Annotated in this window: 8 protein-coding genes; 2 read left to right on the top strand and 6 right to left on the bottom strand. The window is 71.3% G+C overall.

Annotated elements, in window-relative coordinates; translation table 11 throughout:
* Positions 1-27: 27 nt before the first annotated feature.
* On the bottom strand, positions 28-378 hold the full coding sequence (locus tag B1759_RS04690) for a hypothetical protein (RefSeq protein ID WP_095513872.1): 351 nt from the start codon (positions 376-378) through the stop codon (positions 28-30).
* A 163-nt stretch (positions 379-541) separates the two neighbouring features.
* Here B1759_RS04690 and B1759_RS04685 point away from each other — a divergent pair, with 163 nt between their 5' ends.
* Positions 542-1,774 carry a PLP-dependent aspartate aminotransferase family protein gene (locus tag B1759_RS04685; protein WP_095513871.1) on the top strand — a complete coding sequence of 411 codons (1,233 nt, stop codon included), beginning with the start codon at positions 542-544 and terminating at the stop codon, positions 1,772-1,774.
* A 391-nt stretch (positions 1,775-2,165) separates the two neighbouring features.
* Positions 2,166-3,005, top strand: a complete 840-nt coding sequence (locus tag B1759_RS04680) for an RNA polymerase sigma factor RpoD/SigA (protein WP_095513870.1) — start codon at positions 2,166-2,168, stop codon at positions 3,003-3,005.
* Positions 3,006-3,082: 77 nt separating this feature from the next.
* On the opposite strand, the gene B1759_RS04675 is transcribed toward B1759_RS04680, so the two are convergent.
* The 5 genes from B1759_RS04675 to B1759_RS04655 are packed head-to-tail and all read right to left on the bottom strand — an operon-like array spanning position 3,083 to position 12,109.
* Entirely contained in the window at positions 3,083-4,735 is a 1,653-nt protein-coding gene (locus B1759_RS04675; RefSeq protein ID WP_095513869.1) for a lamin tail domain-containing protein, read from the bottom strand.
* Positions 4,736-4,742: 7 nt separating this feature from the next.
* Positions 4,743-6,422 (bottom strand): lamin tail domain-containing protein, encoded by a 1,680-nt coding sequence (locus tag B1759_RS04670; protein ID WP_143537264.1) that lies wholly within the window; start codon positions 6,420-6,422, stop codon positions 4,743-4,745.
* Between the two features lie 27 nt (positions 6,423-6,449).
* Complete coding sequence (locus B1759_RS04665) at positions 6,450-8,108, bottom strand: lamin tail domain-containing protein (protein ID WP_095513867.1); 1,659 nt, start codon at positions 8,106-8,108, stop codon at positions 6,450-6,452.
* A complete protein-coding gene (locus tag B1759_RS04660) occupies positions 8,105-9,829 on the bottom strand; it encodes a hypothetical protein (RefSeq protein ID WP_095513866.1) in 1,725 nt (574 codons plus the stop codon). The genes B1759_RS04665 and B1759_RS04660 overlap by 4 nt, the downstream gene beginning before the upstream one ends.
* Positions 9,830-12,109 (bottom strand): carboxypeptidase regulatory-like domain-containing protein, encoded by a 2,280-nt coding sequence (locus B1759_RS04655; protein ID WP_095513865.1) that lies wholly within the window; start codon positions 12,107-12,109, stop codon positions 9,830-9,832. It lies immediately after the preceding gene.
* Between the last annotated feature and the right edge of the window lie 67 nt (positions 12,110-12,176).

Below are 12,176 nucleotides of genomic sequence, written 5' to 3'. Positions count from 1 at the left end.
GATGCCACGCCGCGCCCTACCGATCCGCTACCCGATGGTCCAGCGCCAGCTCGAGTCGGTGATGTTGGCGTTGCGGCGCACCACGTCCGTGTCGTCGGAGAAGACAGCCTTGAAGTCCCAGCAGCCGGTCGTCATCGTGAACGCGACCGTCTGGCCGGACGAGATGACCTGGTCCGAGTCGAGACGGTCCGAGCCCCACGACGTGCTGGAGCACGGGGAGGCGTAGAGGTAGTAGATCGTCTTGGGAGAGTTGTTGACGACCACCAGCGAGGCGCGGCCGTCGCTGGCGCGGGCCGACCGGGACGAGCCGCTGGAGAAGCAGCCCGAGAACAGGACGATGGCGAGGAGCGGGAGGGCAAAGCGGACGAGAGTCTTCATCGTCTGGTTGGGTGGAGGAGGTACAGGAGCCTAAAACCCAACGGGTTGAGTCGCCATCCCCTGTTCCGGGGAGGTGCCCGGAGCCGGATTCGTGGAAAAGGGAGCGAGGGGCGCACGACTCCCCTCCACAGGGAGACCTTGCGGACGCGCTCTCTCTCCGCCCATGTCCGACTCTCTCCACCCCGACAGCCTCGCCGTCCACGCCGGTCGAGACGACCTCCGCCGCCTCGGCGTCCACGCGCCCCCCATCGACCTCTCCACGACGTACCCGTTCGAGTCGCTCGACGCGGCCGTCGGCAGCCTGGACGCGATGATGGCCGGCGGCGGCCCCACCGAGGCGGGCGGGGCCATCTACTCGCGCCTCTACAACCCGACCGTGGGTCGCTTCGAGGAGGGGCTGGCCGCGCTCGAAGGCGCCGACGCGGCGGTCGCGTTCGCCAGCGGCATGGCGGCGCTCACGGCGATCTTCCTCGCCGCCAAGGCGGACCACAAGCGGCACGTCGTCGGCGTCCGGCCCATCTATGGCACCACCGACCGGCTCCTGACTTCCGGCCTGCTGGGCCTGACGGTGACCTGGACCGACGAGTCGGGCGTGGCCGACGCGATCCAGGACGACACCTGCCTCGTGATGATCGAGACGCCCGTCAACCCGACCCTCGACCTGATCGACATCGCCGCCGTCGCCGCCGTCGCCGCTGTGGCGGGCGAGATCCCCGTCGCCGTCGACGCGACGTTCGGGACGCCGGTGCTCCAGCAGCCGCTCAGGCTCGGCGCGGCGCTGGTCATGCACAGCGCCACCAAGTTCATCGGCGGCCACGGCGACGTGCTGGCAGGCGTCGTGGCGTGCTCCGAGGCGTGGGCCGAGCGGCTCCGGCAGGTCCGCATCCTGACCGGCGCCAACCTCCACCCGGAGGCCGCCTACGCGCTCCACCGCGGGCTGGCGACGCTGCCCCTGCGCGTCCGCCGCGCCCAGGAGACGGCGTCGGCGCTCGCGACGCACCTCGTCGCGCACCCCGGCGTCGGCGCGGTGTACCACCCCAGCGTGGCCGGTCGCGACCCGCGCGGGCTCGTCGGCACCCAGATGGCCGGGCCGGGCGCGATGCTGTCGTTCGAGGTCCTCGGCGCCGACGGGGCGGCCGACGGCCCCGAAGCGTTCGCCGCTGCCGACGGCTTCCTCCGCTCGCTCCGCCTCGCGACGCCCGCCGTCAGCCTCGGCTCCACCGACACGCTCGCGCAGCATCCGGCCGGCCTCACCCAGCGCGTCTCGACCGGCGAGGCCCGCTCGAAGGGCGGCATCACCACCGGGCTTGTCCGCGTCTCCGTCGGCCTCGAAGATGCCGACGACCTTTGGGCCGACCTCCGCCAGGCCATCGAGCAGGGACGGCGTCAGGACTGAGACGGCGCGGCCCGCCTCGGCGCCGAGGCGGGCCGTGTCACCAACGCTGGGAGCCGACGACTCCATCCCCGTGTCACGCCACCATTCCCCTCAGGCGGGGTGAGGCCCGGTGAAGAGGCCGTGGCGCAGAGACTGGAGGCGAGCGGTCCTCGTTCTCTCGCCCGCTCACCGCGTCCTCGTGCCGACCGTAGTCCTTCACCGGTTCGGAACGTAGAGGGGGCGCGAAAACCGAACTGTTAAGGAACTCCGCCCCGGAGTGCCGATAGGACGGTGGTTCGCCTGATGCCGGCCCGAGGCGAATCCTTACACTCCCAAGCTTGTGACCGCGCCCCGGAGGGCGGCCGGTCGGCCGAGGGCCGCCACTTTTGTACCGCTAACCCACGAACCGCCGATGTACGTCCCCCGCAGTCAGCGGATGCTGGACCAGTATCTCCAGGAGATCGGGCAGGTCCCGCTCCTGACCCCCGACCAGGAGGTCGACCTCGCGCAGAAGATCAAGCAGGGTGACCAGCTCGCGCTGCACCAGCTCGTGCGCGCGAACCTTCGGTTCGTGGTCTCCGTCGCCAAGAAGTATCAGGGCCAGGGCCTGTCCCTCGCCGACCTCATCTCCGAGGGCAACTACGGCCTCGTGAAGGCCGCCCAGCGCTTCGACGAGACGCGCGGGTTCAAGTTCATCTCGTACGCCGTCTGGTGGGTTCGCCAGTCGATCCTGAAGGCACTCTCCGATCAGGTCCGCACGGTGCGCCTGCCGCTCAACCGCGTCGGCACGCTGTCGAAGATGCGGAAGGCCTCGGCGCGGCTCGCGCAGCAGCTCGGCCGCCAGCCCACCCCCGACGAGATCGCGCAGGAGCTCGACCTCAAGGAGGAGAAGGTGGTCGAGGGCCTGCAGCACTCGCGCCACTCCCTCTCGATGGACGCCCCGTTCGACGACGACGACGGCAACAGCCTCCTCGACGTCCTCGCCGACGACAACTTCGAGCAGCCGGACGAGGACCTCACCAACGAGAGCCTCAACATCGACATCGAGCGCGCGCTCGCCACGCTGCACCCGCGCGAGGCCGAGATTACGCGCCTCTACTTCGGCATCGGCCACGAGCAGCCGCTCACGCTCGTCGAGGTCGGCCAGCGGTTCGGGCTCACCCGTGAGCGCGTCCGCCAGATCAAGGAGAAGGCGCTCCGCAAGCTCCGTCAGAAGCACCGCCGCGAGGAGCTGGTCGCCCACCTCAACTAGGTGGCCCGCACCGTCCCGTTCGCGGGACGAGCAGACCCCGGGGCCCGGCCGACGCAGTTCGGCCGGGCCTCGCTGCGTCAGAAGCCGAACCGGGCGAGCGCGTTGGCCGCGCCGCGCGTGGGCCGGAGCCCCTCCGTCCAGTTGGCGCGCTCGCCGTCCGGCAGCAGACCGGACGACTGCCCTGGCACCTGGGGACCGTACGGCCGGACGTCGTAGACGCGTGGCGGGTTCTTATTGCGCAGAACCACCACGACGACCTCGCCGCCCAGCTGATCGAGAACGAGGCGTCCGGGCGTCTCGTCGGCGACCCAGAAGTCGCCCACCCGGCGGGCCTGTACCCACTCGGAGAGCGTGCGATCGGGGTCGTCAGTGACTAGGACGGAACGGATGCCGAGGCGGTTGATGGTCTCGACCCATCCGTCGGCGCCCGTCGTGAACACCTCATTGGCGACGGAGATATGGGACACGGGCCGGTTCGGAGCGCCGGGCGTCGGGGCAATCAGCCCTCGGAAGAGGTCGAAATCGCGGTACTGGGCGAACTCGCCAATCTGCCGGCTCCGCCCGTCGGGGTACGAGCCGAACGAGAACACGTCCGGGTCGTCGGGGAGGGCTCCCACATCCAGGTCCACGAGCGGGACGCCGCTGAGGCTCTCCAGCACCACCGGCCCACGTTGCAGAGTCGCCGCGACGCGCACCACCGTAAACCCGAACCCCGCGATGGACTGCCCGGCCGGAATCGTCGCCCGGTCCGCCCCGACGGCGACCCGGTAGCCGCCGATCGGCAACGTCTCGGGCGTCGGGTTGTAGAGCTCGACCCAGCCCCCGCCGCTCACCTCATTGATCGTCAGCACCGAGGCGGGGTCGGCCTCTACCAGGAAGCCCGCGCGGGACTGCGTGGCCAGCGACGGCGTCCAGCGCGTCGAGGCCCAGAACCCGGAGCCGACGAAGCCGAAGCCGCCCATTACGTTCGAGAACGTCCCCGGTTCGATGATGCGGTCCTCGTCGAGCCCCGCGGGCGGTACGGCCCACTGGGGGCCGGTGACGAACACCTGCGCGGTCACGTCCACCAGGCGTGGCGTCGCGCCACGGACCTGCGGCGACGCGAGGAAGGCCCGCGCCGTCGGCAGAAAGTCGAGGTCGAGGGCCCACACGCCGCCCCCGACGTCGGCGAACGGTGCGACGTCGGCGAAGGGCACGGCGACGGTGTCGAGGGGCGCCTCCGCAAGGCCGACGACGCGGAACACCAACTCGGTCGTCAGCACGCGCGGAGCCTGGATCTGGATCGGGTAGGTCACGGCCGCACCGGTCGTGAGGACCGTGCCCAGCACCGGCCGCTGAAGCGGGGCCACCTCGACCTCGACACGCGTGACCCGGCGCTCGCCGGTGGTCTCCTCGACGCGCACCTCGACCGTCTCGCCCGGCGTCGGCGTGTAGTCCGCCACGAAGACGTGCCCCGTGGAGCCGTCGCGGAAGGTGAACGCCGAGTCGCGCCACGAGGCGGTCCGCCCGGTGCCACGCTCCACCGAGGTGACCTCGACGGGCAGCGCGCTCAGCGTGTCGCCGTCGATGGCACCGACGATGGGCACCACGCGGAGGGCCTGCCGGCTGGCCGTCGGGTCGAGGAAGCCGTAGAGCGAGAACGCCTGCTCGGTACCGAGCGTCGGGTCGACGGAGTCCGCGCACGCCCCGAGGTGGAGGGCCATGAGCAGGAGAACCGCGACGACGCGCATGCGTGCCCTAGAAGCTGACGAAGCGTGCGGCGGCGTTGGGCGCGGCGCGGGTGGGCAGGAGGCCCTCGCTCCAGGTGCCGCCCGGACCGTCGGGCAGGTAGCCCAGCGAACGGCTCAGGGCCTGCGGGCCGAACGTGCGGACGTCCACGACGCGGTAGCCAGACGGCTCGGTGGGGGTCTCCGAGCTGCCGTAGTCCACCAGCAGGTAGACCGTCCCGCCGGTCTGCTCCAGCGTGAGCGTCCCGCCTTCGTCGGCCACGACGTAGCGGCCCTCGCGGGACGCGTCGACTCCGTTGAAGGCGAGCTCGCGCGAGACGGAGGAGAGCCGCGCCGAGTTGAAGCCCAGGTCAGTCGGCAGCACCTCCACGAAGCCGTCGCCGGAGGTCGAGATCTCGTTGATCACCGCGGGCCGGAAGAGCGGCTGGTTCGGGCCGCCCGGCGACGGCTGGAGGGGGCCGCGGAAGATGTCCGGGCCGCCCTGCGGGAGGACGAACGAGAGGCCGTCCGGGTACGCGCCCCAGACCTGGGCGTCCGCCTCGGGGTAGTTGCGGGCGATCAGGCGGCCGGAGGAACTGAGGAACTGGACGGGCTTGTCCACGACCACCGAGAACGGGCCATCCACCACCAGGAAACCCCCCGGAGGCACGGTGCTGGGGTTGGGGATGATGACGCCCTCCTGCGGCGCGCCCATCGTGAGCACGTAGCCTCCCACCTCGACGGCCTCTGCCGACGGGTTGTACAGTTCGGTGTAGCCCGGCCCGACCTCGTTGACGGCGATGAGGGCCGCCGGGTCGCCGCTGATCGCCAGCCCCGCCCGCGACTGGGTCCCCGGCGACGGCAGCCAGCGGACCGGCGCCTCGTAGCCCGCGCCCACGAAGCCGAAGCCGCCCGTGACGTTTGAGAACGTCCCCGGCTCGATGATGGCATCCTCGTCCAGGCCGCCCGGCGGGACGTTCCACACGTCGTTGGCGATGAAGGCACCGAACTCCGCCTCGACGAGCGTCAGCCCGACGCCGAACAGGTTGCGGGCGCGCAGAAACGACTGGGTGGCCTCCACGAACGGGACCACCACCACCCAGTCCGGCCCGCTCTGCTGGATGTCATAGGCGCGGACCGGGATCTCCAACTCCGTCGTGTCGGCGGGCGCCGTCGGCAAGCCGGTCACGCGGAGTCGGAGCGTGCCGCCGATCACGCGCGGCACGTCGCGCACCGTCACCGGGAAGGTGGTGAAGCCGTTGACGTTCTCGGGGGCTCCGACGGTGGCGGACGAGAGCGGCGGCACCGCGATGCTCACCGTCGCCGCTCGGCCGTCGCTGGCGGTGGCTGTGAGCGTCACCTGCGCGTTGGGCGTCGGTGTGTAGTCGGCCAGGAAGACGTGCCCTGTGGCGCCGTTGGCGAACGTCACCAGCGAATCGCGCCACGTCGTGGTGACGGCCGAGCCGGCCTCGGTCGAGGTGACGACCGCGTCGATGGTGCTCAGCGTATCCGATCCGATGGTGCGCCCGATCTCGATGATGCGGAGCGCCTGGCGGTCGGAGGACGGGTCGAGGTACCCGTACATCGAGAACACCTGGTCCGTGCCGACCGTCGGGTCGACGCTGTCAGAGCAGCCGGCGGCCGAGGCCAGGGCCGCCAGGACGACGGCGGAGAGGACGAGGCGGCGCCCGGCGAGCAGGGTCGAGGACATGGAGGCGAGAGCGTGCATCGAGAGAGGCTAGCGAGATGCGAGCCGAGAGGGAGCGGCGTTGGGTGACGCTCGGGTCGGGAGAAGGTCGAGCCTCCACGCGTCGCGGTCGCCGTCGGGCAGCGTGCCCGAGGACCGTTCTGGCGTCTGCGGGCCGTACGTCCGGGTATCATAGACTCGCGGGGGCACATCCCGCACGAGCACGGCCACGTACACCTCGCCGCCCGTCTGCGGAAGATCGAACCGCCCGGGGGTCTCGTTCGCGATCCACCGGTCGCCCTCCCGAACGGCGGGCACCCACATCGAAAGGGGGCGCTCGGGGTCGTCGGTGACCAAGATGGCCGTCACGCCGGGAGGCGCCAGGATCTCCGCCCACCCGTCGGTGCCAGCGGAGAAGACCTCGTTGATCATCGCCAGGAACGACAGGGGGCGGTTCGGCGCGCCGGGCGTCGCGACGAGGCGGTTCTGGAACAGGTTGAAGCCGCGGAACTCCGGGAACTCTCCGATGAGCCGGGTGCGGCCGTCGGGGAACGACCCGATGGTGATCGAGGTGATCTCAGAGAGGCCCCGGATCCCTGTCTCCACGATCTCGACGGCAGCGGGGCTTTCGAGCACCACGCGTCCGTCGGCGAGGGACGGCGCGACCTGCAAGACCTGGAAGCCGAGCGGGGGGACGGCCGTTCCGCTCGGGAAGGCATTCGCCTGGCCCTCCGAGGAGATCCGGTAGCCCCCGATGGGGACGAACTCCAGCGTCGGGTTGTAGAGTTCGACCCACCCCTGGGCGCTGACTTCGTTGATCCGGAGCACCGAGGCCGGGTCGGTGTCGACGAGGAAGCCGGCTCGCGATTGTGTGGTGAGTGACGGCGTCCAGCGCGACTCGGTCCAGTAGCCGGACCCCACGAAGCCGAAGCCCCCAGTCACGTTGGAGAACGTCCCCGGCTCCACGATCCGGTCCTCGTCGAGCCCGCCCGCCGGGATGTCCCACTCGGGCCCGGTCACGAACGCCCGGACGGCGACGTCCACCAGGCGGAGCGTCGCGCCTTCGGCCGCGGGCGAGGACAGGAACGCGCGACTCGTGGCGACAAAGGGGAGGTCCAGGCCCCACGTCCCACCCCCTGCGTCCTCGAACGGCGCGAAGTCGGAGAAGGAGACGGCCACGGTGTCCATCGGCGCCGAGCGCAACCCGACGACCCGGTAGACGAGGCTGGTGGTGAGCACGCGCGGGGCGCGGACTCGGATCGGGTACGTCACCTCGGCACTCGTCCCGAGGAACGAGCCGATTTCCGGACGGTCGAGCGTCGGCACGGAGATCCGCACCGCGGTGACCCGTTCCTCGCCGGTGGTCTCGGCGACGCGGACCTCGACCGTCGCGCCTGGCGTCGGCGTGTAGTCGGCCACGAAGACGTGCCCCGTCGAGCCGTCGCGGTAGGTCACGAACGAGTCGCGCCAGGCGACCGTCCGGCCTGTGCCCAGCTCCTCCGAGGTGACCGTCGCCGCGAGCGTGCGCGCGGTGTCGGCCACGATGGTGCCCACGATCGGGGCGACGCGGAGGGCCTGCCGGTCGGCGCTGGGGTCGAGGTAGCCGTAGAGCGAGAACGCCTGCTCGGTGCCGAGCGTCGGGTCCACGGAGTCCGAGCACGCTCCGAGGGCGAGCATCGCCAGGAGGAGAAGCGGCGTCAGGCGTGTCATTCGGAGCGGGTCGCGAGCCGCCCGCTTGCAGCGTTGGGGCGGCCACGGGTGGGGAAAAGGTCCACCTGCCAGCCGCGGTCTGAATCCCGCGGGTCGGCGAGACCGTCGGGCACGAAGCCGACCGAGCGCCCTGGGCTCTGCGGACCGTAAGCGCGTGCGTCCACCACCCGTCGCGGTCGGGTCTGGCCGGGGTCGGGGCGCGGGCCGTAGGTCGCGAGCAGGTACAGCGTGCCTCCGGTCTGTTCCAACTCGAAGTGCTCCGTCTCGTCGGCCACGAAGAAGTCGCCTTCGACCTGCGTGGCTTCGGCGAGCCCGAGGTTGCGGGGGGTCGTTCCCAGCGAGACGCGGGCGAGCAGGGAGCTCTGGCGCAGCACCTCGACGAAGCCGTCGCCGGAGGTCGAGATCTCGTTGATCACGGCCGGGACGGTATACGGTCGGTTCGGCGCGCCGGGAGTGAGCAGCAGGGGGCCATGGAACAGGTCGTGGCCGTCGTCGCCCGGGAAGGCGCCGCGGATCGGGGCCGAGAGACCGTCCGGGTACGACCCCCAGGCGGGGCCGCGCGGCTCGGCATTGATGTCCTGGTCGATGTAGAGCCGGTGCACCTCCTGTCCCGACAGGTTGGTGAGCGTGATGGTGGTGCTGGCGGTGACCGAAAAGGGGCCCTCGATCACGAGGAAGGCCTTGCCGTCGAGGATGGTCGGCGGCAGCCGGACGCCCGCCTCGGGGGCCCCGGCCGAGACCGCATAGCCACCGAGGCTGACCGGCTCGATCGACGAGTTGTACAGCTCCACGAACCCTGTGCCGACCTCGTTCACCACCACGAGACCCGCCGGATCGCCCTCGACGGCGAACCCGGCGCGAGCCTGCGTGCCCGGCGAGGGCACCCACCGCACGGGCGCCTCGAAGCCGGACCCCACGAAGCCGAAGCCGCCGACCACGTTCGAGAACGTCCCCGGCTCCACGATGGCGTCGTCGTCGAGGCCGTCGGGAGGGATGGCCCAGGCGGTGCTCGTGACGAATGGTGCGAACTCGGCCTCGACCAGCGTCAGCCCGACGCCGAAGAGATCCTCGGCCTCGAGGAAGTCGCGTGTGGCTTCGAGAAACGGGACGCGGGCGGTCCATTCGCCGCCGCGGTCGGTGAGTTCCAGCTCCCCGGGCTCGATCGGCACCACGAGCGCGCTCGTGTCGGCCGGCGCCGAGGGGAGGCCTGTCACGAAGAGCCGGAGCGTGCCCCCGATCACGCGCGGCGCGCGGACGGTCACCGTGTAGGTCGTCATGCCCGCGACGACCGTCGGCTCGCCGATGGCGGACTGGGTCAGGGGCGGGACTTCGACGGTGGCCGTGGTGACGCGTCCCTCGCCGGTGGTCTCGGCGACGCGGACCTCGACCGTCGCGCCCGGCGTCGGCGTGTAGTCGGCCACGAAGACATGCCCCGTCGAGCCGTCGCGGTAGGTCACGAACGAGTCGCGCCAGGCGACCGTCCGGCCCGTGCCCAGCTCCTCCGAGGTGACCGTCGCCGCGAGCGTGCGCGCGGTGTCGGCCACGATGGTGCCCACGATCGGGGCGACGCGGAGGGCCTGCCGGTCGGCGCTGGGGTCGAGGTAGCCGTAGAGCGAGAACGCCTGCTCGGTGCCGAGCGTCGGGTCCACGGAGTCCGAGCACGCTCCGAGGAAGGCGAGCGCAGCCAGGCCGAGCAGCAGGCGAGGGGCGGTGCGCAGCATCTAGTCGTTGACGGCGATTTTGAGGCCGAAGGACGGGATGAGCGGCAGCTGGTCGACGCGCTGGAGCGTGAACGTGTCGTAGTAGAACACGTTGGCCCGGTCGTAGGCATTGATCAGCGCCAGCTGGGCCGTCAGGTCGAGGCCCGAGCGGAGCGTGAACGTGCGGTCCGCCGAGAGGTCCAGCCGGTGGAAGGTGGGCAGGCGGCCGTTGTAGGGGCGCTCGTAGATCACGCGGGAGGTGCCCGGCGTCTCGAACACGTCCGGGGGCGTGTTGGGCGAGATGAAGCGGTCGAAGCCGAGCGCCCGCGTGAACGGAAGCCCTGAGCCGAACTGGAAGCGGGCCGACAGGTCCACGCCTGCGACGGTCGTGCTGACGAGCGCGTTGAGCTGGTGGCGGCGGTCGTGCGGCGGGTTGAAGCGGAGCGACTCGCTGCCGTACCACAGCTCCAGGTTCGGGCCCTGCGCGTCGTAGGTGACCTCCGAGAGGCCGTAGCTGACGTACGCGTAGAGGGCGTCCCCGGCGCGGACCTCCACGCGGGTGTCGAGGCCGTAGACCTCGCCGTCGGCGGGCTGGGTGCCGGTCGAGAAGCGCGGGAAGGCGGTCCACTCGGCCACCTGCAGGTTCTGGAGGTACTTGTAGTAGCCCTCCGCGACGAGCTCCAGCCACGGGGTCGGCGTGACGCGGTAGCCCACGATGCCGTGCCAGGCCGACGGCACCTCCTCGGAGCGGGCGCGCGTCCACGCCGTGAACACGTTGGCCACGTCGCGGCGGTCGTTGACGCCGATCACCTCCTGGTGGTAGAGGCCGCCCGCCGCCGAGATCTCCTGGCCGCGGCCCGACCACACGATCCGCGCGCGGGGCTCCAGGTACGTCCGGCCGTCGTTGGGGTAGCTCTGCACGCGAACGCCGCCCTGCACCGAGAGCCCGCCCAGCCGGAGCTCCGGCTCGATGTAGGCGCCCGCCTCGGTGTAGAACTCCCGCAGGTTGTCGCCGCCGACCAGCCGCAGGTCGCTCGTGAGGCGGTTCGTGCGGACGAAGACACCCGTCTTCAGGTCCACCGACGGGAGGTAGAACGTCAGGTTGGTCTCGGCGTTGATCCGGCCGATGCTGGACGCCCGCAGCGGCACGTTGCGCAGCGTGTCCAGCCCCTGGTCGCTCTCCAGGCTCGACGCGTTGACCAGGATCTCGGCGCGCAGCGCGGACACGTTCGGCAGGTACAGGAAGCGGAGCCCGGCCGCCGTGTTGCGGTAGCTCACCTCCTCGGGGACCGTCCCGCCGACGTCTTCGCCGATGGTACCGCGGTCGTACGTGTGGATGCCCTGCACCGAGAGCTGCGCGTTGGGCGTCAGCACGGAGTGGACCTTGCCAAACACGTCGCCGAAGTCGAACGGCAGGTCACGGTCGACGAGCCGAGCGGCGCCCTCCTCAACCACGCTCACGCGGCCCGACGCCACGAAGGAGGTGGTCCCCTGTACGATCGGGCCCTCGACGCGGGCCGCGCTCACGAACGGCGCCACCGAGGCCGCCGCGGCCAGCTGGCGCTTGTTGCCGTTGCGCGTCTGGATGTCCAGCACCGACGAGACCTGCCCGCCGTAGCGCGCCGGGAAGCCACCCGCGTAGAGGTCCGCCCCGGCCAGGATGTCCGATGGGAACGCCGAGTAGAAGCCGAGCACGTGGAACGGCTGGTAGAGCGCCATGCCGTCGAGCAGGACGAGGTTCTGGCTTGGCTCGCCGCCGCGAACGAACAACTGCCCGCCGCGGTCGCCGGTCGTGACGACGCCCGGCGAGGTGGTGAGGTAGCTCGCGAGGTCGCCCGAGACATCCGGCGCGGGCACGATGTCGATGTCGCGCGGGTCGATGGCCTGCACACCCGCCGTGACACGCGCGCCGCCCGTCGAGCGCTCGCTCTCCACCACGACCTCCAGGCCGCCCGTCTCCACGCGGAGCGCGACGTCGTACGACCGCAGCGGGCCCGCGTCGATGGTGAGCGTGTCGATCTCCGTCTCGTAGCCGACGTAGCTCACGCGGACGAGGTAGCGCCCCACCGACAGGCGCGGGATCACGTAGAGGCCGTCGACATCGGCGGCGGCGCCACGGGGCTCCCCATCCAGCGAGCCGTCTGCGGCGAGAGGCGCGGCGAGCACCGTCGCACCGATGAGGGGCTGGCCGTCGTCGGCGCCGGTGACGAAGCCGCGCAGGCCGCCCGTCTGGGCCCAGGCGCTGCTAGTGGCAAGGAGGAGCGCAGTGAGTGCGACGAGCGAGCGGAGCGAAGGGGCCATCGAGCGGGAGGGGACAGGCGGTCGGGGACAGCGGCGGTGAAGCTAGCCGCTGGCCCTCGCGGAAATC

The sequence above is a fragment of the Rubrivirga sp. SAORIC476 genome (assembly GCF_002283555.1).
Classification (GTDB): domain Bacteria; phylum Bacteroidota; class Rhodothermia; order Rhodothermales; family Rubricoccaceae; genus Rubrivirga.
Note: the sequence above shows the minus strand (reverse complement) of the source record. Positions and strands in the feature narration are given on the sequence as shown.